Source organism: Glycomyces sp. NPDC047010 (assembly GCF_040644205.1).
Lineage (GTDB): Bacteria > Actinomycetota > Actinomycetes > Mycobacteriales > Micromonosporaceae > Glycomyces.
This window is the reverse complement of sequence record NZ_JBEYVY010000013.1, coordinates 18161-43014: the sequence shown is the minus strand read 5'-3', so window position 1 is coordinate 43014 and position 24854 is coordinate 18161. Positions and strand designations below refer to the sequence as shown.

The following is a 24854-nucleotide window of genomic DNA, read 5'->3' as shown; positions in this document are numbered from 1 at the left end:
TGTTAGTGGCATGTCGATGCCCATGCCGCCCCCCGAAGGAGCCGCCGTGACCAGCCGCTACCCGTTCCCCCTGCGGTGGAACGACAACGACCAGTACGGCCACATGAACAACACCGTGTACTACGAGGCGATGGACTCGGGCGTGAACACCTGGATGATGCGCCGCGCGGGCCTGGACCCGGCCGGGGACGTCATCGGGCTGGCGCGGGCCTCGTCGTGCGAGTTCCTCGCGCCCGCCTCGTTCCCCGAGGTCCTGGAGGTGGACATCGCGGTGGCCCGCCTCGGGACCACCTCGATCACGTGGGACCTGGCGATCCTGCGCGAGGGCGCCCCCGACCGGGGGTCGCCGCTCGCGCTGGGGCGGTTCACGCACGTGTTCGTGGACCGCGCCGGCCGCCGCCCGGTGCCGGTGCCCGCGCCGGTCCGCGCCGCCGTGGAGGCGGAGCTGCGGATCGGCGAGGCCGCGGGCTAGGGCGTGAACCGCTGCACCAGTTCGCGTTTGAGGACCTTCCCGCTCGCGCCGAGCGGGAGGGCCTCCACGACGTGGACCACCCGCGGGTACTTGTACGCCGCGACCTTCTCCTTCATGAACGCCACGACCTCCGCCGCGTCGACCTCGCGGCCCTCGGCCGGGACGACCGCGGCGTGGACCTCCTGGCCGTGCGTCTCGTGCGGCACGCCGAAGACCGCCGCGATGGACACCGCCGGGTGGCGCGCGAGCACCGCCTCGACCTCCGTGGGGTACACGTTGTAGCCGTTGCGGATGATCATGTCCTTCTTGCGGTCCACGATGGTCACCACGTGCTCGGCGGTGACCGTGCCGAGGTCGCCGGTGCGGAACCACCCGTCGACGATGGCCGCGTCCGTCGCGTCGGGCCGCCCGAGGTAGCCCTTCATGAGGTTGTGGCCGCGGATGACGATCTCGCCCAGCTCGCCCGGGGCGAGCAGCGCGATCCGGTCCTCGGTCTCGGCGTCCGCGACCGCGACGTCCACGCCCCAGATCGGGGTGCCCACGGTCCCGGGCCGGATCGGCTCGCCCTCCTTGTTGAAGGTCGCCGAGGGCGCGGTCTCGGTGAGCCCGTACCCCTCGTGGACCTGGGCCCCGAAGGCCGCCTCGAACGCCTCCAGCAGCGCCACCGGCAGCGCGGCACCCCCCGACACGGCGAACCGCAGCGGCGGCCGCTGCGGATTGCGCTTCGCCGCCTCGACCATGCCCGCGAAGTTCGTCGGCACAGCCGTGAACACGGTGCCGCCGTGCAGGTTCAGCAGCGCCAGCGCGTCGTCGGGGTCGAACTTGGGGAGCAGGATGATCGAGCAGCCGCGCCGGAACGCGACGTTGAGGACGGCCATCTGCCCGAAGGAGTGGAAGAACGGCAGGCCGCCGTAGACCACGTCCTCCACGACGAGCGGGAACGAGTCGATGAGCGAGACGTTGACCTGCTCGACCATCGCCAGGTGCGAGCCCACGGCGCCCTTGGGGGTGCCGGTGGTGCCCGAGGTGTAGAGGATCGTGGCGGCGTCGAGCGGGTTGACCGACGCGTACCGCTCGATCGGTTCGGCCTGGGCCGCTTCGGCTTCGAGGCGCGGCAGCGGGTGGCCGCCGACTTCGAGGCCCTCGGGGGCGAGGACGGAGACGAGCGGCACGCCGGCGCGGGCGGCGGCGGGCGCGGCCTCGGCGAGGAGGGGCGCGGCGGCGACGAGGAGCTCGGCGCCGGAGTCCTCCAGGACGAACGCGATCTCGTCGGCCTTGAACAGGAGGTGCACGGGGACGATGACGGCGCCGAGGGCGAGCGCGGCGTAGTAGACGCGCGGGAAGTCGGGGACGTTCGGCACGAGCATCGCGACGCGGGAGCCGCGTCCGACGCCGCGGGCGGCGAGGGCCCCGGCGTAGGCGCGGGTCTGGTCCCACAGGTCGCCGTAGTGGAGGGTCTGGCCCATGAAGTGCAGGGCGGGCGCGTCGGGGGTGCGGCGGGCGGTGTCGGCGAGGATGGCGGCGATCGAGAGGGTCCCGTGTCCGGGACCGTCCATAGAGGGGTCGGGTCGGTGCGTCATTGCACAACTCCTTCCATTGTGGATGAGGGTAGCCGGAGTTCGGCCTTGCCGAGCGCGGCGACGTGGACTTCGTCGGGTCCGTCGGCCAGGCGCAGCGCCCGCGCGGCGGCGAACATGGCCGCGAGCGGGTGGTCGTCGGTGAGTCCGGCGGCGCCGAACAGCTGGATGGAGCGGTCGAGGATGCGCTGCACGGCGCGGGGGACGGCGACCTTGATCGCCTGGATGCCGGTCATGGCGGCCCGGTTGCCCTCGGTGTCCATGTGCCAGGCGGTCTTGAGGACGAGGAGCCGCAGAGCCTCCACTTCGACGCGGGCGTCGGCGGCCCATTCGCGCACCACGCCTTGGCGGGCGAGGGTCGTGCCGAACGCGATGCGCTCGTTCGCCCTGGCGCGCACCAAGTCGAGGGCGCGTTCGGCCATGCCGAGGGCGCGCATGCAGTGGTGGACGCGGCCGGGCCCGAGGCGGGCCTGCGCGATGGCGAACCCGTCGCCCGCGCCGCCGAGGAGGTTCGCGGCGGGCACGCGCACGTCGTCGAAGCGGATCTCGGCGTGGCCGCCGTGGTCGCGGTCGTCGTAGCCGAGGACGGTCAGGGGCCGCACGACCGTGACGCCGGGGGTGCCGCGCGGGACGAGGACCATGGACTGCTGGCGGTGCCGGGGCCCGTTGGGGTCGGTCTTGCCCATGACGACGAGGAGTTCGCACTCGGGGTTCATGGCCCCGGTGGCGAACCACTTGCGGCCGTTGACGACCCACTCGTCCCCGTCCCGGTGGACGCGCGTCCCGATCTGGGAGGCGTCGGAGGAGGCGGTGCCGGGCTCGGTCATGCAGAACGCGGAGCGGATGCGGGCGTCCAGGAGCGGTTCGAGCCAGCGCTCCTGCTGCTCGGGGGTGCCGAAGTGGGCGAGGAGCTCCATGTTGCCGGTGTCGGGCGCGGCGCAGTTCATGGCGGTCGGGGCGAGCCGTGGGCTGCGGCCGGTGAGTTCGGCGACGGGCGCGTACCGGAGGGTGGAGAGGCCGCCGCCGTAGCCGTGGGGGCCGGGCGGGAGGAACAGGTTCCACAAGCCGCGTTCGCGGGCGGCCTCCTGGAGGGCGCGCACGACGGGGCGCGTGCTCCAGTCGTCGGGGGTGGCGGCGACCTGCTCGGCGAGCACGGCTTCGGCGGGCAGCACGTGCTCGTCCATGAACGCGGCCGCCTCGTCGGCGAACACGCGGGTCATCTCGTCAGGTCGGAAATCCACAGCCCCTCCTCCGCCAGGGGCGCAACGAGCGCCCCGATCGCATCGAAGCCCTCGCCTACAGTGTGGCCCTTCGTGAAGCGGAAGTGAACCCCTTCGAGGATCACGGCGAGTTTGTAGCAGGCGAAGGCGCGGTACCAGCGCAGGTCGGGGACGGCGGTCCCGGCGCGCGCGGCGTACGCGTCGACCGCTTCGTCGAAGTCCGGGTACCCGGCGCCGGGGACGATGGCGCCCGCGCCCTGCTCGCCTCCGGCGAGTTCGGTGATGTGCCAGTACATGCCGAGCATCCCGAGGTCCACGAGCGGGTCGCCGAGGGTCGCCATCTCCCAGTCGAGGACGGCCGCGACGCGCGGCGCCCCGGGCGGTCCGGTGACGATCATGTTGTCGAGCCGGTAGTCGCCGTGGACGATGCCGGTGCGGGCGGAGTCGGGGACGGCCGCGGCGAGCCGGGTGCCGAGCGCGTCCAGGGCGGGGACCTCGCGGGAGCGGGAGGCGTCGAGCTGCCTTGCCCACGTGGCCATCTGGCGTGCGAGGTACCCGTCGGGGCGGCCGAAGCCGCCGAGCCCGAGGGCCTCGGGCTCGGCGGCGTGGAGGTCGGCGAGGATCTCGGCGACCTCGATCCCGAGGCCGTGGAGGCCCGCGGGGGTCCAGTCGGCGTTGCGGGCGGGGCGGTCGAGGACCGCCCCGTCGACGAACGCCATGACGAAGAAGACCGTGCCGGTGACCTCGCGGGCCCCGGTGTCGTCCACGACGTCCACGGTGTCCGGGACGGGGATCGTCCCGTGCAGGGCCGTGATGACCCGGTGCTCGCGGCGCATGTCGTGGGCGGTGGGGAGCGCGTGGCCCAGGGGCGGGCGGCGCAGCACGAGCGGGGCCTTGGCGCCGTCGACGCGGTACGTCAGGTTCGAGCGGCCCCCGTCGATCAGCGCGGCCCGCAGCGGGCCCTCCCCTGCGAGCCCGGGATGCTCCCGGGCCAGCCAGCGGGCGAGCCCGCCCGTGTCGAGCCCCGGTAGGTCGGTCATCGGTCTCCTTCTGTCGGTGGGCCTCTCAGCCCGGGATGCCCTCGTTCTCCAGCGGAACGGGGGACGCTTCGATCGCGGTCACCTGGCCGCCCGCGGCCACCTCGTACACGGGCCCGGCGTAGTCCTGGACGCCCTCGTTGACGACGGTGACGCCCACGGCCCGGTACGCGGCGTGGTCGTCGGCGGAGTACGAGAGGGGCACGATGCCGTTGCCCACCAGGTCGCCCGATTCGACGGCGGCCACGAGGGACTCGCGGGTGGGGTCGTCCCCGGCGGCGGCGAGGGCCTCGGCGAAGAGGTGGCCGACGCTCATCCCGAAGATCGTGTTCCCGGTGTACGGGGCGCCGTCGTTGTACTCGTCGTTGATCTGCCGGAACAGGGCGTCCCACTCCCCGCCCGCGCTGGAGGGCAGGTAGTTGACGCTCACCATGCCCTGCAGCAGGACCGGGGCGAGGTCCTCGCCGAGGTAGCCCGCGAGGGTCGGGTAGTCGGCGCCCGAGGAGGACACGAACCACTTGGGGAACCACTCCATCTGGGCGGCGGTGCCCACGGCCATCGCGGTGAACCCGTTGATGGTCCCGAGGACGTTGACCTCGCACCCGGCGCTCATCATGGCGCCGATCTGCGCGGTGAGGTCCTCACTGGACACGGAGTACTCCTGGACCTCGGCGAGCTCGTTGGAGCCCACGACGGCCTCGACGCCCTCGGTGATCCCGGCGCCGTAGTCGTCGTCCTGGCCGAGCACGCAGATGACGGCGTCGGGGTCCTGCTCGGTCGCGTACTGGGCGAGCGCGGCACCCTCGGTCACGTAGTCGGCGTTGAACGCGAAGGTGTTCTCGTACACGCGCGGCTGGTTCCAGGTGAGGGAGCCGGAGGACACGAACAGGTCGGGCACGCCCTGCTGGTCGAGGTAATCGAGGACGGAGGTGTGGGTGGGGGTGCCGAGGCCGTTGACGATCGCGAAGACCTCGTCCTCGGTGACCAGTTCGCGCACGGCGGTCTGGGTGGCGGCGGGGTCGTAGGCGTCGTCCTTGACGAGGTACTCGATGTCGCGGCCGTTGATGCCGCCCTTGGCGTTCACGTACTCGAAGTAGGCGGCGGTGGCCGCGGAGATCGCGGAGTACCCGGCGGCGGCCGGGCCGGTCAGGGGCTGGTGGGTGCCGATGGTGACGGTGTCGTCGGTGACGCCCGGGACGGACTCGTCGCCGCCGGGGGTGGAGCAGGCGGTCACCGCGAGCGCGGCCGCGGCAAGTGCCGCCGCGCTCCTCAAGGGTCGGAAGTTTCGCATGACGATCACCTCTCTGTGGTCGTGGAAGGGGTTGCGAAGCGGAGGAGCCGGGCCGGGCGCGGCAGGCGGGCGAGGCCGCCGGGCCAGGCGAGGGTGAGGGCGATGAGGCCGGCGCCGAAGAGCAGCACGGCGAGGTTCCCGTCGAGCCGCTGCCCGAGGTCGGCCGGGGCGAGCGCGACGAGTTCGTCCACGGCCCAAGGCAGCACCGTGACCAGGACCGACCCGATCGCGGCGCCGCCGATGCTGCCGAGGCCCCCGGCGACGGCCGCGACGACGAGCGACAGCGAGAACGCGAGCCCGTACCCGCCGGGCGTGACCTGCTGCGTGGCGATGGCGAGGACCGCGCCGCCGAGCCCGGCGGGGACGGCGCTCGCGACGAACGCGCCGGTCTTCACCCGGCCGGGGTCCACTCCGGACAGACGGGAGGCGGTCTCGTCGTCGAGGACCGCCCGCATGCGCAGTCCGGCGCGGCCGGAGCGGAGGACGACGAGGGGCGTCACGGCGAGCGCGGCGATGACGATCGCGAGCCACGCGTGCCATTGCTCGACGGCGATGAGCGCCGAGAGCGCCTCGGGGACGGGGAAGAACGGGGCGCGGGCGCCCTGGTCCCCGCCGAGCGGCAGGGTGCTCGCCGCGGCAGGGAGCGCGATGACGAGCGCGAGCGTGAGCCCGGCGAGGTAGGGGCCGCGCAGGCGCGCGGCGGCCGCGCCGAGGAGCAGCCCGAGCAGGCCCGAGACGACGGCCGCCGCGAGCAGTCCGACGAGCAGGGCCAGCGGCGCCGGGCCGTCCACTGCCGAAGCGGCGTAGGCGAACCCGTATCCGCCCGCGGCCATGAGCACGGCGTGGCCGAGGGACAGCTGCCCGGTGAGGCCGACGAGCACGGTGAGTCCGGCGACGGCGGCGAAGCACGCGGCGGCGGTGGCGAGCTGGTAGTTGCGGAACGGGTCGAGCCCGAACGTGCCGCCGACGGCGATGACGGTGAGCAGCAGGGCGCGCAGCGGGGTCCTCATGCGGTGCGGGCCTCCTTCGCGGCGAGCAGGCCGCCGGGGCGGACCAGGAGCACGAGGGTCATGAGCGCGAGCACCGCGAGCGGCGCCGCCGACGCGGACGCGTACCCGGTGACGAGGCTGACGAGCAGGCCCGTGCCGATCCCGGCGAGGAGCGCCCCGGCCGGAGAGTCGAGGCCGCCGATGACCGCGACGGCGAACGCGTTCACGAACAGGAGGTCCACGGCGTGCGGGTTGAGCCCGAGTTCCGTGGGCACCAGCAGGAGTGCGGCGAGCGACGCGGCGGCGACCGACAGGGCCCACCCGAGCGCGACCATCCGCGGCACCCGCACCCCGGCGAGCCGGGCGGTCTCGGGCGCGAACGCCGCGGCCCGCAGCCGCAGGCCCAGTGTCGTGCGGTTGAAGAGCAGTGCGAGGCCGGTCATGACGGCCGCGGCGGCGGCGAGCGTGAACAGGTCGTACGGGGAGAGCACGGGCACGCCGCCGATCACGAAGGGCCGCTGCGAGAACGGCGGGTGCATCGGCCGGTGCTCGGGCCCGAACGCGATGGCGAGCCCCGCTTGGAGGACCATCACCAGCCCGATCGCGACGATGATCCCCGGCAGCGGCGCGTGCGCGGGCAGGCGCCGCATGAGCCCGCGCTCGACTGCGGCCCCGAGGACCGCTCCGGCGGCGAGCCCGGTGGCGAGCCCGGCCCAGTACGACCCGGTCGCGGCGGTGACGGCGAACGCCGCGTACACGGCGGCGGCGGCCATTGCGGCCTGCGCGAAGTTCACGACCCTCGCAGTGCGCCAGACGATCACGAGCGACAGCGCGAACAGCGCCAGCACGGCGCCGCGGGCGAGCCCGGCGGCGAGGAGGAAGACGAAGCGGTCCATCAGCGCTGCGCCCTTGCCATCGCAGCGGCGAACGCGAGGCGCCGTCGCGGCGCCACCGTTGGGCGCCAAGCGGTCTCGCTAAGCCGAGCGAGTGTGCGGCGGTGTCCCGGGGCGGCCGCGTCGCTCCTGATCGCGGTACTTCGCTCGCTGAAGGCGGCGGTGGAGCGTCGCCGCGTGGCCGACGCGAAGGTGTGGTGTCGTTCCATCAGAACCCCAGGTAGGCGTGGCGGAGGGCGGGGTCGGCGGCGAGTTCTGCGGCCGGGCGGTCGGCGGCGACCGAGCCGAGCGAGAGCACGACGCCCCGTTCGGCGACCGAGAGCGCGCTCGCGGCGTTCTGCTCGGCGAGGAGCACCGTCAGGCCGGTCCGGGCCGCGGTCTCGCGGAGCACCCCGAGGAGCTGTGCGGTCGCCTTGGGCGCCAACCCGAGCGACGGCTCGTCAAGAAGCAGCACCCGGGGCCGGGCGAGCAGTGCGCGGGCCAGGGCGAGCATCTGCCGCTCCCCGCCCGAGAGCGTGTGCCCGGGCGCGCGGCGGCGCCGGTCGAGGGCCGGGAACAGCCCGTACATCTCCTCCACGGCCGCCTTGCGGGCCTTCGCCTTGTGGCGCCAGAGCCCGCCGAGCCGCAGGTTCTCGTCCACGGTGAGCTCGACGACCGTGGCGCGCCCTTCCGGCACGAGCCCGAGCCCGGCCCGCATCCGATCCTCAGTGGACATGCCCGTCAGGTCGCGCCCGCCGAGTCCGATCCTCCCGGCGCGCAGCGGCACGAGTCCGGTCAGCGCGCGCAGGAGCGTGGTCTTCCCGGCCCCGTTGGCGCCGAGCAGGGCCGTGACCGTGCCCTCGGCGATGTCGAGGTGCAGGGCGTCGATGACGGGGGCGCCGTCGCCGTACCCGACCGTGAGGCCCTCGCAGGCGAGCGCGGTCATGCGGCGGCCTCCACACCCAGGTAGGCCGCTTCGACGGCGGGGTCGTTGCGGACCTCCTCGGGGGTCCCCGCGGCGATGACGCGGCCGAAGTCGAGGACGACGATGCGGTCGGCGGTCTCCATGACGAAGTCGACGTGGTGCTCCACCAGGAGGATCGCGCAGTGGAGGCCGTCCAGGACTTCGGCGAGGGCGTCGATGTCGCCGGGGCCGAGGCCGCCCGCGGGCTCGTCCAGGAGCAGCAGCGCGGGGTCGGTGGCGAGGGCCCGTGCGAGGGCGGTGCGCTTGCGGTCGGGGTAGGGCAGGGCGCCCGCGGGGCGGTGGGCGAGGCCGGTGAGGCCGAGGTCCTCGATGGTGCTGCGGGCCTTGGCGTCCGCGTCGGGGTCGCGGAGCGCCACGAGGGGGACGCGCACGTTGTCGAGGACGGTGAGCCGGTCGAAGAGGCCGAGCCCCTGGAGGGTGCGGGCGACGCCCGCGGCGAGGAGCTGCGTGGTCTTGGCGGGGGCGGGGCGGCCGTCGATCTCGACGGTCCCCTTGCGGGGCTTGACGAGTCCGCACACCGCGTTGAAGGCGGTGGTCTTGCCGGCGCCGTTGGGGCCGATGAGGGCGACGGTCTCGCCGGGGTGGACGTCGAAGTCGACGCCGTCGAGGGCGGTGAGGCCGCCGAAGGCGACTTCGAGGCCGCGGACTGCGAGTCGGGGCGGGGAGGGGGTGGTCATGCTCGCACCTCTTCGGGTCGGGGTGGTCTCACCATACCGTAGATACCGACCGGACGGTATGTAGTGAGGACAGTGAATCCATTTCGATATGTTGCAGGTGTTGCGGCAGCTCAGGAGTGGGGGATGCCGGTGGTCATGCCGCCGTCCACGACGATCTCGGCGCCGGTGAGGTACGCCGAGGCGTCCCCGGCGAGGAAGACCACGGCCCCGGCGAGATCGCCGGGCGCGCCGGGGCGCCCGAGCGGGATCTGGAGCCGGTCGGGGTCGATGCGCACCGTCATGTCGGTCCGGATGAACCCGGGGTGGATCGAGTTGACGCGGATGCCGGCGGGTCCGAGCTCCACGGCGAGGGACTTGGTGAGCCCGCGGACCCCGAACTTCGTGGCCGTGTAGCCGTGCAGCCGTTCGGAACCGCGCAGTCCCTCCACCGACGACACGTTCACGATGGACCCGCGCCCGGCGGCCTTCATGGCGGGGACGACCGCACGGCACCCGAGGAACGTGCCCGTCAGGTTCACGGCCAGGACCGCGTTCCACTTCTCCAGCGTGAAGTGCTCGATGGGGGCGGCGTTCGCGATCCCGGCGTTGTTGACCAGGACGTCGACCGCTCCGAAAGCCTCCAATGTCTCGGCCACCGCCGTGTCCCAGGCGGCCTCGTCCGCGACGTCGAGTTCGACGAACCGCGCCCCGTCCAGCTCCTCGGCCAGCGCCTTCCCCTGGTCCGCAAGAACATCCGCGATGACGACGCGCATCCCCTCCGCGTGGAGGGCCCGCACGTACGCCTCGCCGATGCCGCGGGCGCCGCCGGTGACGATCGCGGTGCGCCCGGCCAGGCCGTTCACTCCCCCACCGCCACGACGAGCCGCCCGGTGGTGCCGCCGTTGGCGAGCCACTGGACCGCTTGTGCCGCATCGGCGAAGGGCACCGTCTCGGCGACGACGGGGCGCACGGCGCCCTCGGCGGCGAGGCGAGTGAGCGCCGCGTGCGCCTCGGCCACGAGGTCGGGGCGGCGGCGCTGGTACAGGGCCCAGTGGAGGCCGAGCACGCTGTAGTTCTTGACCAGGGCGTGGTCGGCGCGCACGGGCGGGACCTCCCCGGAGGCGAAGCCGACCACGACGATCCGGCCCTCGAAGTTCACCACTTTCGTCGAGCCGGTGAACGCGGCGCCGCCGACGGGGTCGAACACGACGTCCGCTCCCCCGGCGCCCTTGACGGCCCCGATCCAGTCGTCCCCGCGCAGCAGCACCCGGGACGCCCCGGACGCTTCGGCAACGGGCGCTTTGGCTTCGGACCCGACGACCCCGGTCACCTCGGCCCCGGCCGCGGCGCCCAACTGGCATGCGGCCGTGCCGACACCGCCCGCGGCAGCGTGGACGAGGAGCCGCTCCCCGGCCTGGAGCCGGGCCCGCTGATGGAGCCCGAACCAGGCGGTCTGGTACGCGATGAGGAACGCCGCGGCGGCCGCGTCGTCCAGCGTCTCGGGTGCATCGTGGACGGAGGCTTCCGGCACCACCGCGTACTCGGCCATGACGCCGATCGCGGTCGCGACCACCCGCCGCCCCAACGCGAACCGCTCCGCGCCGGGCCCGAGCGCGGCGACCTCGCCGCACAGCTCGATGCCGGGCGTGAACGGCAGCGGCGGCCGCTCCTGGTACATGCCCCTCGCGAGCAGCACGTCCGGGAAGTTCACTGCCACAGCGCGAACCCGCACCAGGACCTCGCCCGGCCCCGGCTCGGGCACGGGCGCCTCCGCGACGGCCATGACGTCGGCGGGCTCGCCGTGGACGGTGATCCGCCACGCGCGCATGGTCTCAGCCATCGGTCCTCCGCAGGCTCCGCAGGAACAGCTCGGTGATCTGCGCGGCCAGCTCGGCCTCGTTCTCGGGCCCGTCGTGGGAGTACCAGTGCGACAGGTAGTGGATGTCGGAGAAGAAGTGCGCGATGAGCACCGAGACGGGCACGTCGTCGCGGAACCGCTTCTCCTCCTGCCCGCGCACGATCAACTCGGCGAACTTGTCGTGGTACTCGCGCCTGCGGCGCGTGACCTCCGCCTGCCGCTCGGGCGTGAGCATGTGCTGGCTGCGGAAGAACACCGTGCCCTCGGGCAGGAAGTCGATCGAGGTCACCACCACGTCCTCGCACACCGCGCGCAGCACGTCCTCGGTCTCCCCGCCCGCGGCGGTGATCTCGTCGAGGCGCCGCTTCTGGAGCGACAGTATCCGCTCGTAGATCGCGAAGAGCAGGTCGTCCTTGGACGTGAAGTAGTGGTACATGGCGCCCTTGGTGACGCCCGCGGCCTGCACGATCTGCTGGACGCTGGTGTTGGCGTACCCCTGCTCGGCGAACAGGCCGAGGGCCGCGCGGAGCACCTCGTCGGCGACGTTCTTCGTCTTCATGGCTCCCATCCTTCACCAGGTGAGGCGGGCGCTGGCACCGCCGTCCACGAGGATCGTCTGACCGGTGACCCACGCGGCGTCGTCGGAGAGCAGGAACGCGGCCGGCCCGGCGACGTCCTCGGGCTCCCCGAGCCGCGCCAGCGGGTACGCGGCGGCGGCCTCCGCTTCGCGGCCCTCGTAGAGGGCCTTCGAGAAGCGGGACTTGACGACCGCGGGGGCGAGCGCGTTGACGCGCACGGCGGGCGCGAGCTCCTCGGCGAGCTGCTGGGTCTGGTTGATCAGCGCGGCCTTGGAGACCCCGTAGAAGCCGATGCCGGGGCTGGCGGCGGTGCCCGCGATCGACGCCATGTTCACGACCGACTTGAGCCGCCCGGCCTTGAGGGCCGCACTGGTCCAGGCGAGGGCGGCGATCACGTTGACCTCCAGGATCTTCCGGGCCGCGTCGAGGTCGATGGCGGTGAGGGGCCCGTAGGCGGGGTTGATCCCGGCGTTGTTGACGAGGTGGTCGAGGCCGCCGAACCGCTCGACGGCATGGGCGACGGCCGCGGCCTGGTGCCCCTGGTCGTCGGCCTTCCCGGGGACCCCGGCGGCGCGCTCGTCGCCGAGTTCGCCGACGGCGGCCTTGAGGGCCTCCTCGTCGCGGCCGGTGACGACGACCGACGCTCCTTCGTCCACGAGCCGCCGGGCGACGGCGAAGCCGATCCCCCTGCTCGCACCGGTGATGAGGGCGACTCTGCCCGCGAACCTCTGCATGCACGACTCCAAACCGTCTGGTCGGTATGTAACGCAGACTACCATGACGCGCGCAACCCGTAAACGCTTGCGACCGTGCATTCCACGGCGGCTCGGCATATCATCAAAATCGAACATATTCACTCATGATCGAGCAGAGGAGTCGAGATGACCGCAGGGATCGACACCCCGGACCGCCGCGGCCGCACCGGGCTCGACCGGCAGGGCCGGGGCCTGGACGGCAACGTGGACGTGCGCATCGTCGACGTCGAGCTGCTCTCCAGCGACTGGTACGTGCTGCGCAAGACCACGTTCGACTACCGCGGACCCGACGGCGCCTGGACCCGGCAGCAGCGCGAGACCTACGACCGCGGCGACGGCGCGGCCGTCCTCCTCTACGACGCCGAGCGCGCCACGGTCGTCCTCACCCGCCAGTTCCGCCTGCCCGCGTACGTGAACGGGCACCCCGACGGGATGCTCCTCGAAGTCCCCGCGGGCCTGCTCGACGGCGACGCCCCCGAGGAGGCGATCCGCCGGGAGGCCGCCGAGGAGACCGGCCTCGCCATCGGCGAGCCGCAGCGCGTGTTCGCGCCGTACATGTCCCCCGGGTCGGTCACCGAGCGCCTCCACTGCTTCGCGGCCCCGTACGACGGCTCGGCCCCGCTCGCCGACCGCGCCGGCGTCGCCGAGGAGGGTGAGGACATCGCCGTCGTGGAGCTCCCGTTCACCAAGGCGCTCAACATGGTCCGCACCGGCGAGATCGCCGACGCCAAGACCGTGCTGCTCCTCCAGTGGGCCGCACTGGAAGGGCCGTTCGCGGGCATCCGGTAGGGCCGCCTAGCGATTGGCCGCCAACCAGGCGGACGGGTCGGCGCTGACGCGGTCGACGACGGCGAGGGCCGCGCCGATCGCGGCGGCGTCGGGGCCGATCGTCGCGGGCCGCACCGTGACCGGCGCCCAGTCCGCGAACAGCACCCGCTGCGACAGCTCCGCCCGCACGCCCGCCGACAGCCACGAGTCCATGAGCGCGAAGCTCCCGCCGAGGAACACCGTGTCCACCCCGAGCAGGTTGCACACGTTCGCGAGTGCGACCCCGAGGGCGCTCGCGGCCGCCTCCAGGGCCGCGAGGGTCTCCGGGCGGCCCGCGTCGGCGCGGCCGAGGATCACCGACTCGGGGCTGGCCCCGGCCGGGACGACCTCGCCGCCGAGCAGCGCGGGCAGGCTCGCATAGGTCTGGAGGCACCCGCGCGACCCGCACCGGCACGGCTTGCCCTCCGGGTCGACCGTGACGTGCCCGAGTTCGCCGCCCCAGCCGCGGGCGCCGCGCATGAGCCGCCCGTCCATGACCAGGCCAGCGCCGATGTCGAGTCCCCCTGAGACGTATACGAAGTGAGTCAGCGTCCGGTCGGCGCCGGTCGCGTGCAGTTCGCCGCGGGCGGCGAGGTTCGCCTCCGAGTCGACGGCCGTCGCCAGGCCCAGGCCCGACAGCGCGGCGTCGAGGAGTTCCGCGGCTGGCACGTCGCGCCAGCCCAGCGCGGGCGCGGTGCGCACGATCCCGCCGTCCACGGGCCCCGGGACGGCGAGGGTCGCGGTGACCACCGTCAGGTCCTCCGCGGCGGCGGCCGTGACGGCTTCGGCGGCCATGCGGCCCAACCGGTCGAGAACCGCGGGCGCGTCGGTGTCGGTGAGCGGCGCGAACGCGAGGTGCCGCACCCGCCCGGCCAGGTCCACGACGCACGCGGCGAGCCCGTCGGACCGGATGTCGAGGCCCAGCCCCGCGGGTCCGGTGCGGGACAGGGTGAGTCCGACGCGGGGACGCCCGGCGCGGCCGTCGGGGTTCGTGCCGGTCTCGGTGACGAGGCGCCCGGCGAGCAGCTCCTCCACGATCCGGGTGATCGTGGGCCGGGTCAGGCCGGTGGCCGCGGCCAGCTCGGTGCGGGAGAGCGGGGCGTCGGCGGCGAGGACCTCGCGGAACACCAGGCCCAAGTTGAGTTCGCGGAGGCGCTCCTGGCGCGCGGGGTCGCCGGTCACGGCGCGGACCGCGCCGCCGCGGCCAGCGCGCCGGCCGCTTCCGAGTCGAGGGTGCCGTCCGCCACGACAGCGAGGATATGCCGCACGATGGAGCCGCCCGGCTCCAGCACCAGTGGACGGTCCCAGGTGAGCGAGGAGCCCACGCCGAGGTAGTCGCGGGAGCGCACGAACCACCGGTCGGCGGCCGTGACGGCGTCGGCGGGCGCGAACACGAGCGTCCATTCGCCTTGGCCCGCACCGGACACGGCGACCCATTCGGCGGTGGTGCCGTTGACGGCGCGCTCGCCGTCCCCGGCGGGGCTGAGCACGCGGACCCGCTCGGACCGCGACGGCCCGCGCCAGAAGAACCCGCCGTACCCGGCGCCGACGCGGCCGAGGGCGGCGGGGCTGCGGATCTGGAGGGGACTGTCGGTGGCGTTGGCTAGCTTTGTCCGGACCGAGAGCGTCCAGGCTCCGGAAGAGAGGGGGTGGCAGGCGATCTCGCGGCGCTCGTAGAGCAGTTCGGCGCCGTCGCGGTCGACCCAGTTGAGGGTGTGCGCGAGCTCGGACTCGGTGTGCCGCAGCCAGCGGCGGTGCTGCTGTGCGCCGTGGTCGTCGAGCCAGGCGGGGCCGTGCCCGGGGACGAAGGTGCGTCCGCCCCAGAAGTTGCGGCCGCCGATGTCGGGGGCGGCGATGCTGATGCCGAGCTGGTGCGTGTGCGAGTGGGGCCGCGCGTCGGTGACGACGGTGCCCGCGAGGGTGCGCACGGGGTGGAGGTAGGGCCTGGGCGCGGTCGAGGCGGGCAGGCGCGAGCGCCACACGTAGCTGGCGACCTCGCGCCCGTCCACGTGCAATGCGAGCGCGTCGGGCCGCTCGGCGACCACCGAGCCCGTCGTGCCGGAGTGCTCCATTGCGCCTCCCAAGAGAACGGCCGGTCCCGGCCGTACGATACCGGACCCGTGATCCGATATCCTATAGGATCTACGATCCATGGCCGGGCTCCACCGGGGCCGCGGACACCGACGCCGCCAGCTCCTCGGCCTCCCGGGGCCCGAGCGCGCCGTCCGCGACTACCGTGATGATACGACGCCGCGGTCCCTCCCCCGGCGCCACCGAGAACGCCTCCGCCCAGGCCAGGGACGCGCCGACCCCCACGTAGTCGTCCCCGCGCACGAACCACGGGTCGCCTTGCGCCGCAACGTCAACAAAAACGAGCGTCCACGGATCGGGCGCGCTCGCGCTCAGCGCGACCCACCGCCCACGCGACCCGTGCAACCGCGCCGCGCCCTCGGCACCGGGCCCGAGAATCCGCACGCTCCGCAGCCCGCGCCGCGCCCGCCAGAAGAACCCGCCGTACCCGGCACCGTCGCGCCCCTTCGCCCCTGGGCTGGAGAACTCCAGCGGCCCGGCCGCGGCGCTGTGCAGCGCGTACCGGAAGTCGAGCGCCCAGGCCCGGTCGTCAAGGGGTCGGGCGGCGATCCGCCGCCGCTCCCGCAGGACCGTCGCCCCGTCGGGCCCGACCCACCGCAGCTCGTGCGCGATCACGGCGTCGGTCCGGGCCTCCCACCGGTGGTGCCGCTGCACCCCGTGGTTCGGGAGCGGCACCGATCCCTTGCCGCGCACGTAGGTCCGCCCGCCCCAGAAGTTGACGCCCCCGACGTCCGGTACGGCCACACTCGCCCCGAGGTGGTGCAGGTGGTCCACAGGCATCGCCTCGGTGACCTCGGTCCCTGAAAGGGTCCGCACCGGATGGAGGTACGGCCGCGGCGACAAGAGGCTCGGCAGATGCGGATGCCACACGTACTCCGCGACCGTCGCCCCACCGAGGCTCAACGGATGCGTCTGAACAAACGTGACCTGCTCATCCATGGTCACCCGACCACGCCTCAACGATGAACGGCCCGAACACCGCAGACCCGCCGCCCCCGGCGCCGCTCGCGAACAATCCGAGCGCGGCCCCGACCCAGCGGCCCTCGGTCGCCTGGAACGGTCCGCCGACAAGCTCGGTAGCCCGGGTGGGATTCGAACCCACACTGTACGGGTTTTGAATCCGTCTTCTCTGCCACTTGGAGTCGTCCCCGCTCCACGCGGCGAAGAACCGGCACCGGCCCCCAGGCTCGACCTCGACCGCAAGCGTAACCGCTCCGTCGACCGCCACCGGTTCGGCCGCATCCGTCTCCACGCCATCCTCCGCGGTGCGGTGCACGAGGAAGGTCCCGCTCTCATTGCGCTCCAGCCCGATCCACGCGTACGTGTCACCGACGATCGCGAGCCCGGCCCGGTCGCAGGGCGCAGCGCCGTCCAGCGACACTGCGACCTCGGCCCGGAAGTCGTCCGAGGGCAGCAACTGCCCCAGCAGGTTCGGCAGGAACCGCAGATCGGCAGGTCCCGGCACGCAGTTCAGCCGCAGGCTCCCCACTCGCGCCGCCCCAGCGCCCCCACCGCCGTCGCCGTCACCGTCGCCGTCGCCGTCGCCGTCGCCGATCCACCCCTTACCCGGATTGGCCTGCCACGACCACTGGAGTCCGATCCCGTCCGCGAAGTCGTCACCCGCCGCAGGCGCCGCCACCGGCTCACCCTGGATCGGCTTCTCGTGCAGCAGCACCGGCTCACCGCCGTCACCGATGACCGGCCAGCCGTCCTCGCCCCAGCGCATCGGCTGAAGGTGTACGACCCGCCCCAGGAACCCCCGGTCCTGGAAGTGCAGGAACCAGTCCTCACCCCCCGGGGTGTCGACCCAGGCGCCCTGGTGCGGCCCGTTCACCACCGTCGAGCCCTGCGCGAGGACGATCCGGTCCTCGTACGGCCCGAACGGGTCCCGGGACCGGAACGCCGACTGCCAGCCCTGCGCGACCCCTCCCGCGGGCGCGAAGATCCAGTACCAGCCGTCGCGCTCGTAGAACTTCGGCCCTTCGAGCGTCCGGTACCCCTCCAGCTCGTCACCATCGATCACGACCGTGCCCTCGTCGAGCAGCTCGGTCGCATCCGCGCTCATACGGTGCACGGCCAACCGGTTGTTGATCCCGGACCGGCTCTTGGCCCACCCGTGCACCAGGTACGCCGAACCGTCCTCGGCCCACAGCGGGCAGGGATCGATGAGCCCCTTGCCGCCCTTCAACAGCAGCGGCTCGCTCCAAGTCCCCGCCGGGTCCTCCGCGCTCGTCACGAACAACCCGCGATCAGGGTCCGGGTACACGATCCAGAACCGCCCCGCGTGGTGGCGCAGGGCCGGGGCCCAGACGCCGCCGCCGCGCTGCGGGGTCCGGAAGTCCTCCTCGGGCACGAGCCTCGTGAGCGCGTGCCCGATGATCGTCCAGTTCACGAGGTCCCGGCTGTGCAGGACCGGCAGGCCCGGCACCCGGTGGAAGCTGGAGGCGGTCAGGTAGAAGTCGTCCCCGACCCGGATCGCGTCCGGGTCGGACCAGTCCGCGTTGAGGACCGGGTTGCGGTACGTGCCGTCGCCGAGATCGGCGGTCCATATCGGACTCGCGCCTCCGCGGGCGTCGGCGTGGAGCGGATTCGTCAAGGCGTTCCCTCTATTTGAGCCCGGTCGTGGCAATGCCCTTGACCAGGTACTTCTGTCCGGCGATGAAGAAGCCGATGATCGGCGCGAGCGACAGCACCGACATCGCGAACATCTGCCCCCACTGCGACTGCCCCTCCGAGTCCACGAACTGCCGCAGCGCCAGCGGCACCGTGTACAGCTCCGGGTCGGTCAGGTACAGCAGCGGCCCGAAGAACTCGTTCCACACCGAGATGAACGTGAAGATCGCGGTCGTCGCGAACGCCGGGCGGCACAGCGGCAGGATGATGCTCCAGAACGTGCGGAACGGCCCGCAGCCGTCGATCCGGGCCGCGTCGTCGAGCTCCTGCGGGAGCTGGCGCATGAACTGCACCATCAGGAAGATGTAGAACGCGTTGGTGGCCAGGAAGTTCGGCACCAGCAGCGGGTAGTAGGTGTTGAGCCAGCCGAGCTTCGCGAACAGGATGTACTGCGGGATGAGCAGCACGTGCCCCGGCAGCATCATCGTCCCGAGCATGAGCGCGAAGAACAGCTTCCGGCCCGTGAAGTTCAACCGCGCGAACCCGTACGCCGCAAGGGAGCACGAGAACAGGTTCCCCACGATGCTGAGCACCACGATGATGATCGAGTTCGAGAAGTAGACCCCGAAGTCCCACTCCAAGGCCGTCCAGCCGTCCGAGTAGTTCTGCGGGCTCCACTCGGCCGGCCACAGCGACAGGTCCGAGAAGATCAGCCCGTTCGGCTTGAGCGAGCTCGACACCAGCCACAGCAGCGGGTACATCATGAACAGGCCGATCAGGCACAGCACGACATGCCTGGTGAAGCGGCTCTTGCGGCTCGAACCGTACCGCTCGATCAGCGCATCGTCGTCTTCGCGCGCCTTCGGCGTTTGCAAGGTCGTTGACATCTATGCGGCCTCAGTTGTCGTAGTTGACCCAGTACTTCGCGGAGAAGAACGTCAGGGCGGTGAACGCGGCGATGATGACCAGCAGGGTCCAGGCCATCGCCGAGGCGTAGCCCATGTGGAACTGGTTGAAGCCCTGCTGGTACAGGTACAGGTTGTAGAACAATGTGGAGTTCGCCGGACCCCCGCCGCCGTCGTTCATCACGAAGCCCTGCGTGAACGTCTGGAACGACGCGATCAGCGACTGGATCAGGTTGAAGAAGATGATCGGGCTCAAGAGCGGCAAGGTGATCGAGCGGAACCGGCGCCAGCGCGACGCCCCGTCGACCGCCGCGGCCTCGTAGTACATGACCGGGATCTGCCGCAGCCCCGCCAGGAAGATCACCATCGGCGAACCGAACGTCCAGATGTGCAGGATGATCAGCGTCGTCAGCGCGTAGTCCGGGTCGGAGGTCCACGCGATCGCGGGCACCCCGAACCAGCCGAGGAACGCGTTCACGATTCCGTCAAGGCCGAAGACGTAGCGCCACAGCAGGACGACCGCGACGCTCGCGCCGAGGAGCGAGGGCAGGTAGAACACGGCCCTGTACACCGGGAGCGCCCTGATGCCCTTGTTCAGGATCATCGCCACGCCCAGCGCCGCCGCCAGCGACAGCGGCACCGACACGAACGTGTAGACGAACGTGACCTTCAACGACTTGAGCAGCACCGGGTCCTGGAACATCGCGGTGAAGTTCTCAAGCCCGATCCACTTCGGATCGTTCAGGAGGTTGTAGTCCGTGAACGCCAGGTACAGCGAGGCGAAGAACGGCACCACGGTGAACAGCATCCCGATGAACCACGGGAGCAGGAACAGGTAGCCGGCGCGGTCCTTACGCGCCCGCCGGCCCCGGGAGCGCCCTGCGGACGGGCGCCCTCCTTCCGGGGCCGGCGGAACGTCCGCCTCCGGCATGACGGCGGTCTCGGTGCTCACCCTGCGATGGCCCCTTCGGCCTGCTCGATGAACTGCGCGGCGGCGTCGGCCGGGCTGACGCGCCCGAACTCGACCTCGACCGCCAGCGCGTCGAGGAAGTCGAACACGGCGGACCCGCCCGGCGGGTACAGCAGCGAGCGCGGCAGGTCCTCGCCCTGGAGGGCGATGAGGTAGTCGGTGGCGAGCTGGTCGTCCGGCTCCAGCGAGGACTTGATCTCCTCGGCCACTTCGGAGTTCGCGGGGACGCCGCGCGTGGTGCCCGTCGCGAGGGACGCGTCCGGGTCGTTGAGCAGGAAGTCCAGCAGTTTCAGCGCCGTCTCCGGGTGCTCGGAGGCGGACGCGACCGACCACAGGTGCGGGCAGTCGATGGACTGGCCGCGCCGCGCGCCCTGCGTCTCGCCGGGGACGCGGAGCAGTTCGAGGGTCCCGCCGCACGCCTCGTTGTAGCCGAGGAAGTTGTTGGTGGGGATGATCTGCGAGGCGAGTTTGCCCTGCGCGATGTAGGACTGGTCGGCCGAGCCGCCGATGTTCTCGAAGAACCCGGCGGGCGGGAACCCGCCGTCGGCGCGCATCCCGTTGATGAGCTCGAACCAGGCTTGGACGGTGGCGGCGGTGACGCCCAGCTGGTCGTCGTCGGTGAAGAAGTCCTCGCCGCGCTGGCGGGTGAAGACGAGGATGTTGGCGAGGGTCTGGGCCTCGAAGCCGGTGCCGTAGACCTCGCCGCCGCTGGCGTCGGTGATGGCTTTCGCGAAGGCGGCCAGGTCTTCCCAGCCCCAGGTGTCGCCGTCGGGGATGGGGACGCCGTACTGGTCGGCGAAGTCCTTCCTGACGACGAAGCCGATGGTGTTGAGCCCGGCGGGGACGCCGTAGATGCTGTCGCCGACTTCGGCGATGGTCGCGGCGTTGTCGCTGAGGCCGCTGAGGTCGAGGTCCTCGGCGTACTCGTTGAGGTCGAGGAGGGCGCCGCGGTCGGCGTACTCGCGGAGCGAGTCCATGCGCATGGCCATGAGGTCGGGCGGGTCGCCCGCGGCGAAGCGGGTGGCGAGCTTGTCCTGGTAGGGGCCGGAGTCCTGGTACTCGACCTCGATCTTGACGCCTTCGTTCTGCTCCATGAAGGCGTCGAGGGCGGCCTGGGTCTTCTCGGCCCGGGTGGCGTCGCCCCACCAGACCATGTTGAGGGTGACGCCGCCGCCGGAGTCGTCGTCTCCGCCGCCGCCGAAGCCGCGGCCGCAGGCGGCGAGCGCGGGGGCGGCGGCGAGGCCGAGGCCGCCGGCCTTCATGAGGTTGCGGCGGCTGACCGCCTGCCGAGGGGTGGAGGGGGGTTGTGCTGTGGTCACGCTTGCGGTCCCTTCACGCGGGCCGAGGGCCCGGCGTATCGATCGGACTCGATGGTTGGGCGCTCAGGTTACGACCGTTCCCGAGGTTATGTCAAGTCATGAAAAAAATTGGTCCGAGATTAGGGCAATCCATTGACCATAATCAATCGACCTGCTTAGACTGCTCCCTGACGCCGCCCTCCCCGAGTCGAAGGAGCCTCGCGTGAACCCCTGGAAGACAACGAGAATGACCCGCCGGACCCTCGGCGCAGCCGCCGTCGCGGGCGCCTTCGCCGCGGGCGTGCCGACCGCCGCGGAGGCCGCCGGGCGACGCTGGTCCGACTGCGCCGACGGCTTCGCGTCCCTCCCCGGCCTCGGCCGCGGCCCGACCACCGGCGGCGCCGGGGGCGCGGTCGTCACGGTCACCACGCAGGAGGCGTTGAACGCGTACGCCACGGCCGCAGAGCCGTACGTCATCCGCGTCGCCGCCGCGATCGACATCGCCCCGCGCGGCACCGAGATCCGCGTGGCCTCGAACAAGACGATCGTCGGCGTCGGCACCCGCGGCCAGATCGTCGGCGGCGGCTTCTTCCTCGCCGCGGGCGTCCACAATGTCATCATCAGGAACCTGACGATCCGCGACACCCTCATGCCCGAGGACGACCCGGACGACAAGGAGTTCGACTTCGACGCCATCCAGATGGACACCGCCGACCACGTCTGGATCGACCACAACACGCTGACCCGCATGAACGACGGGCTCATCGACAGCCGCAAGGACACCACGTTCCTCACCGTCTCGTGGAACCGCCTGCACGAGAACAACAAGACGTTCGGCATCGGCTGGACCCCGAACGTCACCGCGCAGATGACCATCCACCACAACTGGTTCAAGGACACCGTGCAGCGCAACCCCAGCGCCGACAACATCGCGAACCTGCACATGTACAACAACCACCTGCAGGACGTCAGCGCGTACGGGAACTACGTGCGCGGCTTCTCCAACGGCGTCATCGAGAACAGCTTCTTCGAGCGGGTCCACAACCCGTACTACACGGTCGACGGCGAGCTCGTGCAACGCGGGAACGTCACAGTGGACTGCACCTGGGACGAGGGCCTGATCACCGAGCAGGGCGAGGGCTTCGACCCGCGCGACTTCTACGACTACCGGCTCGACCCCGCCCGCGCGGTGCCGGCCCTCCTGAGCCGGTTCAGCGGCCCGCAGCCCGGTATTGGGACCTGAGCCGCACCACCGCTGAACCGCGAGCGGCGGCCCTGGGGTTGGGGCCGCCGCTCATACGTCTACTTCAGACGGCAGGGCGCGTCCTCGCGCCGCAGGAACGCCAGCTGCGCGCGCTTGTCCCCCAGCTCGATCTGCGGCCCGAGGTCGAACCCGATGCGGCGCATGCGGGCCGCGGCCTGCACGTTCCTCGCGTCCGGTTCGACCACGATCCGCTGATGGGCCGGGTCGGCGAACAGGTACAGCGCCAGCACCCCCATGAGCCGCCCGGTGAACCCGGGCAGGGCCCGCCCGTTCGCCCCGGCGACCAGCAGGTGCGCCCCGATGTCGCCGGGCTCGACCTCGTAGCACTCGCCGACCGGATCGGCCTCGGGCTCGTACGTCTGGAACAGGGCGATCGGCGTCCCGTCCCGCAGGATCAGGAACGCGTGGTGCGTGTCGAGCGAGTCCAGGTACTCGTAGATCTCCAGCACGTGGTCCTTGGAGTGCTTGGTCATCCCCCAGAACCGCGCCCGCTCCTCGGTGACCCACCCGTAGATGAGGTCGAGGTCCTCGGCGGGCCGCACGGGCACGATCGCGACGCGCCCGAAGCCCTCCACCCGCTCCTCGAACACGGCCGGGCGCTCGATCATCCGGTACTCCAGTTGCAGCTCATGCCAATCGGTCTCGATCCTCGCCAGCTCTCCGCGCTTCCACAGCGGGAACTGGTCCCGCTGATGCGCCCCGGGCCGACCCGACGCTCCGAACGGGACGATCCACCGGCTGCTCCCCCGGTCCGCGAGGTCCCACACCCACCTCGCGGCGGGCCCGCGCAGGAAGTCCTCGCTCGCACCGAGCCCGCCCGCAGTGGAGAGCACGCAGTCGGCGTCCCCGGCCATGCCGTCGAGCGGCTCGACCGCCTCGTCCCCTTCCGCCGCGTCATGCCACGGCGCGAGCCGGTGGACCTCGCCCCAGGCGACCGGTTCGCGTCCGGCGACCTCTTCGACCGCCGTCGCCAGCGCGGCGTCGCGCTCCTCGTCGCTCATGAGGCCGCTGGCGAGCACGTGCTCCAGCGCGTACGCGATGCGCGGCAGCAGGGCCAGCCATCCGGCGAAGAACGGCGAGTACCCAGTCGACTCGGTGAGCGGCGCGAACACCGGCAGCTCGGCGAGCCGCTCCACGAACGCGCCCCGGACGCGCGCGAACGCGGCGGCCTCGACGCTGTCGGCGTCCATGCGCCGGTCCCACAACAGCAGCCGCTCCCGGAGGGCGCGGCCCTCGGGTCCGAGTTTGAGCGCGGGCAGCAGGTCGAGGACGATCCCGGCCGAGGGCAGGAGGGTGTCGGTGTGGATGCGCGCCATGTCCGCTGCGGCCCAATCGGTCCGCTCCTCGATCAGCTCGCGGATCCGGTCGGCCCGATACGGCTGGCAGAACTCGACCCCGAGCGGCGCGGCGACCCCGCGGTCGTTCGCCATGGTCGCGACCCGGTCGACGTCCTTGCGGGGCATGGGCTCCCAGCCACGCCAGGCGTACCGCGCGTCCCAGGCGGGAACGGGATACTTCCGATTCTCCAAGTCACGCTTCGGCACCTTCCCCGCGGCGCGATGCAGCAGCCCACCTCGCGTGTCGGCAGCCATGACGACGTTGACGGGAAGGACCCAGTCGTCAAGGGCGGCATCGACATCAGCAACAGTCCGAGCCCGCAGCAACTTCGGCAGGGCGGCGAAGCCAAGATCCGGTTCGGCGGTCACCGGCCCGCGAAGGCTGAGCACGCCCTCGGGCCCGTCCTCGACAACCGGCCCGCGGGGCGTCTCCAGCACCGTGACGACCTGGTCGTCGCCACCGGCCACCGAGAAGGTCTCAGTCGACGCCCGAACCGACTCCCACCCGTCGGGCCCGAACGCCTCGATCGACCCGTCCGCGTTGCGCCGCAGCTGCTCCTGGAACAGGTCCGAGGTGTCGGCCATGCCGTTCGTGATGCCCCAGGCGACGTCCCCGGCGTGACCGAAATGAGCGATGCCCGGGATACCGGGCATGGCGAGCCCGAGGACATCGAACTCATCGCAGGACAACCGAATCTGCTGGTAAGACCCGGGAAGCTGAATGAACCGGTGAGGGTCCCCGGCGACGATCGCTGAACCGGACTCGGTCAACGCCCCCGATACGAGCCACCCGTTCGATCCGACAGGTTCGGGCCCGTCCATGGCGAACCTTGAAACAGCCTCCGCGCCGAGGGTCTCGCGGACCCGCTGGCGCCAGATCTTGGCGGGGAACCCGGACCCGAACGTCAGGTGCTCGGCATGCCAGATGGCAAGCGGAGTCCAGGGCTCCCAACCCTCGTAAGTCCCAACGGAATTGATCCCATCGACAAATCGGGAGACCCACTCCTGCGTCTCCGGTTCAAGCCCATCGAAGGCGGCTCGCGCCGACGCGGTGACCTGGACCTGCCGGACGAGCCGGTCCCAGTTGACCCATTCGCTCCCCAGCAGCTCGGAGGCGGTCCCGGTGGCGCGGCGCCGGAGGAGCTCCAGCTGCCAGGCCCGGTCGGTGGCGGCGTTCCAGCCCTGGGCGTAGGCGAGCGCCGATGCGTCGGGTGCCCGCAGGTGCGGGATCCCCCAGGAATCCCGATAGCATTCGAACCTCATAATTAGGTTAGTCTAA

General features: G+C 72.0%; 23 protein-coding genes. 3 read left to right on the top strand and 20 right to left on the bottom strand.

Features of this window, described 5'->3' with window-relative positions:
- The first annotated feature begins 10 nt into the window (after positions 1–10).
- Positions 11–472: a thioesterase family protein gene (locus AB0A65_RS23400; RefSeq protein WP_359954395.1), complete on the top strand. Its 462-nt coding sequence runs from the start codon at positions 11–13 to the stop codon at positions 470–472.
- Here the strand turns inward: AB0A65_RS23400 and AB0A65_RS23395 are convergent.
- The 12 genes from AB0A65_RS23395 to AB0A65_RS23340 all read right to left on the bottom strand — a co-directional run bounded on the left by AB0A65_RS23395 (position 469) and on the right by AB0A65_RS23340 (position 12269).
- Complete coding sequence (locus tag AB0A65_RS23395; RefSeq protein WP_359954394.1) at positions 469–2052, bottom strand: AMP-binding protein; 1584 nt, start codon at positions 2050–2052, stop codon at positions 469–471. The two genes, AB0A65_RS23400 and AB0A65_RS23395, sit on opposite strands and share 4 nt — an antisense overlap.
- The gene (locus AB0A65_RS23390; RefSeq protein ID WP_359954597.1) at positions 2049–3269 is read right to left on the bottom strand and encodes an acyl-CoA dehydrogenase family protein; all 1221 of its coding nucleotides are present in this window, start codon (positions 3267–3269) and stop codon (positions 2049–2051) included. Before AB0A65_RS23390 ends, AB0A65_RS23395 begins: the two co-directional genes overlap by 4 nt.
- Positions 3266–4309, bottom strand: a complete 1044-nt coding sequence (locus tag AB0A65_RS23385) for a phosphotransferase family protein (RefSeq protein WP_359954393.1) — start codon at positions 4307–4309, stop codon at positions 3266–3268. The genes AB0A65_RS23390 and AB0A65_RS23385 overlap by 4 nt, the downstream gene beginning before the upstream one ends.
- Positions 4310–4334: 25 nt before the next feature.
- On the bottom strand, positions 4335–5597 hold the full coding sequence (locus AB0A65_RS23380; protein ID WP_359954392.1) for an ABC transporter substrate-binding protein: 1263 nt from the start codon (positions 5595–5597) through the stop codon (positions 4335–4337).
- 5 nt (positions 5598–5602) lie between these two features.
- Positions 5603–6607, bottom strand: coding sequence for a branched-chain amino acid ABC transporter permease (locus AB0A65_RS23375; protein ID WP_359954391.1), 1005 nt, complete (start codon positions 6605–6607; stop codon positions 5603–5605).
- The gene (locus tag AB0A65_RS23370; RefSeq protein WP_359954390.1) at positions 6604–7482 is read right to left on the bottom strand and encodes a branched-chain amino acid ABC transporter permease; all 879 of its coding nucleotides are present in this window, start codon (positions 7480–7482) and stop codon (positions 6604–6606) included. The genes AB0A65_RS23375 and AB0A65_RS23370 overlap by 4 nt, the downstream gene beginning before the upstream one ends.
- A 205-nt stretch (positions 7483–7687) precedes the next feature.
- The gene (locus AB0A65_RS23365) at positions 7688–8404 is read right to left on the bottom strand and encodes an ABC transporter ATP-binding protein (RefSeq protein WP_359954388.1); all 717 of its coding nucleotides are present in this window, start codon (positions 8402–8404) and stop codon (positions 7688–7690) included.
- Complete coding sequence (locus AB0A65_RS23360; protein WP_359954386.1) at positions 8401–9120, bottom strand: ABC transporter ATP-binding protein; 720 nt, start codon at positions 9118–9120, stop codon at positions 8401–8403. The genes AB0A65_RS23365 and AB0A65_RS23360 overlap by 4 nt, the downstream gene beginning before the upstream one ends.
- A gap of 110 nt (positions 9121–9230) precedes the next feature.
- Positions 9231–9962 (bottom strand): glucose 1-dehydrogenase, encoded by a 732-nt coding sequence (locus tag AB0A65_RS23355; RefSeq protein ID WP_359954384.1) that lies wholly within the window; start codon positions 9960–9962, stop codon positions 9231–9233.
- Entirely contained in the window at positions 9959–10927 is a 969-nt protein-coding gene (locus AB0A65_RS23350; RefSeq protein ID WP_359954595.1) for an NADPH:quinone oxidoreductase family protein, read from the bottom strand. Before AB0A65_RS23350 ends, AB0A65_RS23355 begins: the two co-directional genes overlap by 4 nt.
- 4 nt (positions 10928–10931) lie before the next feature.
- Positions 10932–11516, bottom strand: a complete 585-nt coding sequence (locus tag AB0A65_RS23345; RefSeq protein ID WP_359954382.1) for a TetR/AcrR family transcriptional regulator — start codon at positions 11514–11516, stop codon at positions 10932–10934.
- Positions 11517–11528: 12 nt separating this feature from the next.
- Positions 11529–12269 carry an SDR family oxidoreductase gene (locus tag AB0A65_RS23340; RefSeq protein WP_359954380.1) on the bottom strand — a complete coding sequence of 247 codons (741 nt, stop codon included), beginning with the start codon at positions 12267–12269 and terminating at the stop codon, positions 11529–11531.
- A gap of 147 nt (positions 12270–12416) precedes the next feature.
- On the opposite strand from AB0A65_RS23340, the gene AB0A65_RS23335 reads away from it, so the two are divergent.
- Positions 12417–13079, top strand: a complete 663-nt coding sequence (locus tag AB0A65_RS23335) for an NUDIX domain-containing protein (protein WP_359954379.1) — start codon at positions 12417–12419, stop codon at positions 13077–13079.
- A 6-nt stretch (positions 13080–13085) separates the two neighbouring features.
- Here AB0A65_RS23335 and AB0A65_RS23330 read toward each other — a convergent pair whose 3' ends face one another.
- The 7 genes from AB0A65_RS23330 to AB0A65_RS23300 form a co-directional block, all read right to left on the bottom strand.
- The gene (locus tag AB0A65_RS23330; protein ID WP_359954377.1) at positions 13086–14279 is read right to left on the bottom strand and encodes an ROK family transcriptional regulator; all 1194 of its coding nucleotides are present in this window, start codon (positions 14277–14279) and stop codon (positions 13086–13088) included.
- The gene (locus AB0A65_RS23325; RefSeq protein WP_359954375.1) at positions 14276–15169 is read right to left on the bottom strand and encodes a PmoA family protein; all 894 of its coding nucleotides are present in this window, start codon (positions 15167–15169) and stop codon (positions 14276–14278) included. The genes AB0A65_RS23330 and AB0A65_RS23325 overlap by 4 nt, the downstream gene beginning before the upstream one ends.
- A gap of 70 nt (positions 15170–15239) precedes the next feature.
- Positions 15240–16127: a PmoA family protein gene (locus AB0A65_RS23320; RefSeq protein ID WP_359954593.1), complete on the bottom strand. Its 888-nt coding sequence runs from the start codon at positions 16125–16127 to the stop codon at positions 15240–15242.
- The gene (locus tag AB0A65_RS23315) at positions 16120–17784 is read right to left on the bottom strand and encodes a family 43 glycosylhydrolase (protein ID WP_359954374.1); all 1665 of its coding nucleotides are present in this window, start codon (positions 17782–17784) and stop codon (positions 16120–16122) included. Before AB0A65_RS23315 ends, AB0A65_RS23320 begins: the two co-directional genes overlap by 8 nt.
- A gap of 10 nt (positions 17785–17794) precedes the next feature.
- On the bottom strand, positions 17795–18688 hold the full coding sequence (locus tag AB0A65_RS23310) for a carbohydrate ABC transporter permease (RefSeq protein ID WP_359954372.1): 894 nt from the start codon (positions 18686–18688) through the stop codon (positions 17795–17797).
- A 10-nt stretch (positions 18689–18698) separates the two neighbouring features.
- On the bottom strand, positions 18699–19637 hold the full coding sequence (locus tag AB0A65_RS23305; RefSeq protein WP_359954591.1) for a sugar ABC transporter permease: 939 nt from the start codon (positions 19635–19637) through the stop codon (positions 18699–18701).
- Positions 19638–19654: 17 nt separating this feature from the next.
- Positions 19655–20995: an extracellular solute-binding protein gene (locus AB0A65_RS23300; protein WP_359954370.1), complete on the bottom strand. Its 1341-nt coding sequence runs from the start codon at positions 20993–20995 to the stop codon at positions 19655–19657.
- Positions 20996–21221: 226 nt separating this feature from the next.
- Between AB0A65_RS23300 and AB0A65_RS23295 the strand changes: the two genes are divergently transcribed.
- Positions 21222–22217, top strand: coding sequence for a pectin esterase (locus tag AB0A65_RS23295; RefSeq protein ID WP_359954369.1), 996 nt, complete (start codon positions 21222–21224; stop codon positions 22215–22217).
- 59 nt (positions 22218–22276) lie between these two features.
- On the opposite strand, the gene AB0A65_RS23290 is transcribed toward AB0A65_RS23295, so the two are convergent.
- A complete protein-coding gene (locus AB0A65_RS23290; RefSeq protein ID WP_359954367.1) occupies positions 22277–24838 on the bottom strand; it encodes a GNAT family N-acetyltransferase in 2562 nt (853 codons plus the stop codon).
- Between the last annotated feature and the right edge of the window lie 16 nt (positions 24839–24854).

What these genes read in the sequence shown, in the direction of transcription:
- AB0A65_RS23400 (WP_359954395.1), top strand. Translation starts at nt 11, where the DNA reads ATGTCGATGCCCATGCCGCCCCCCGAAGGAGCCGCCGTGACCAGCCGC.
- AB0A65_RS23395 (WP_359954394.1), bottom strand. Translation starts at nt 2,052, where the DNA reads ATGACGCACCGACCCGACCCCTCTATGGACGGTCCCGGACACGGGACC.
- AB0A65_RS23390 (WP_359954597.1), bottom strand. Translation starts at nt 3,269, where the DNA reads ATGACCCGCGTGTTCGCCGACGAGGCGGCCGCGTTCATGGACGAGCAC.
- AB0A65_RS23385 (WP_359954393.1), bottom strand. Translation starts at nt 4,309, where the DNA reads ATGACCGACCTACCGGGGCTCGACACGGGCGGGCTCGCCCGCTGGCTG.
- AB0A65_RS23380 (WP_359954392.1), bottom strand. Translation starts at nt 5,597, where the DNA reads ATGCGAAACTTCCGACCCTTGAGGAGCGCGGCGGCACTTGCCGCGGCC.
- AB0A65_RS23375 (WP_359954391.1), bottom strand. Translation starts at nt 6,607, where the DNA reads ATGAGGACCCCGCTGCGCGCCCTGCTGCTCACCGTCATCGCCGTCGGC.
- AB0A65_RS23370 (WP_359954390.1), bottom strand. Translation starts at nt 7,482, where the DNA reads ATGGACCGCTTCGTCTTCCTCCTCGCCGCCGGGCTCGCCCGCGGCGCC.
- AB0A65_RS23365 (WP_359954388.1), bottom strand. Translation starts at nt 8,404, where the DNA reads ATGACCGCGCTCGCCTGCGAGGGCCTCACGGTCGGGTACGGCGACGGC.
- AB0A65_RS23360 (WP_359954386.1), bottom strand. Translation starts at nt 9,120, where the DNA reads ATGACCACCCCCTCCCCGCCCCGACTCGCAGTCCGCGGCCTCGAAGTC.
- AB0A65_RS23350 (WP_359954595.1), bottom strand. Translation starts at nt 10,927, where the DNA reads ATGCGCGCGTGGCGGATCACCGTCCACGGCGAGCCCGCCGACGTCATG.
- AB0A65_RS23345 (WP_359954382.1), bottom strand. Translation starts at nt 11,516, where the DNA reads ATGAAGACGAAGAACGTCGCCGACGAGGTGCTCCGCGCGGCCCTCGGC.
- AB0A65_RS23340 (WP_359954380.1), bottom strand. Translation starts at nt 12,269, where the DNA reads ATGCAGAGGTTCGCGGGCAGAGTCGCCCTCATCACCGGTGCGAGCAGG.
- AB0A65_RS23335 (WP_359954379.1), top strand. Translation starts at nt 12,417, where the DNA reads ATGACCGCAGGGATCGACACCCCGGACCGCCGCGGCCGCACCGGGCTC.
- AB0A65_RS23325 (WP_359954375.1), bottom strand. Translation starts at nt 15,169, where the DNA reads ATGGAGCACTCCGGCACGACGGGCTCGGTGGTCGCCGAGCGGCCCGAC.
- AB0A65_RS23320 (WP_359954593.1), bottom strand. Translation starts at nt 16,127, where the DNA reads ATGGATGAGCAGGTCACGTTTGTTCAGACGCATCCGTTGAGCCTCGGT.
- AB0A65_RS23310 (WP_359954372.1), bottom strand. Translation starts at nt 18,688, where the DNA reads ATGTCAACGACCTTGCAAACGCCGAAGGCGCGCGAAGACGACGATGCG.
- AB0A65_RS23305 (WP_359954591.1), bottom strand. Translation starts at nt 19,637, where the DNA reads ATGCCGGAGGCGGACGTTCCGCCGGCCCCGGAAGGAGGGCGCCCGTCC.
- AB0A65_RS23295 (WP_359954369.1), top strand. Translation starts at nt 21,222, where the DNA reads ATGACCCGCCGGACCCTCGGCGCAGCCGCCGTCGCGGGCGCCTTCGCC.
- AB0A65_RS23290 (WP_359954367.1), bottom strand. Translation starts at nt 24,838, where the DNA reads ATGAGGTTCGAATGCTATCGGGATTCCTGGGGGATCCCGCACCTGCGG.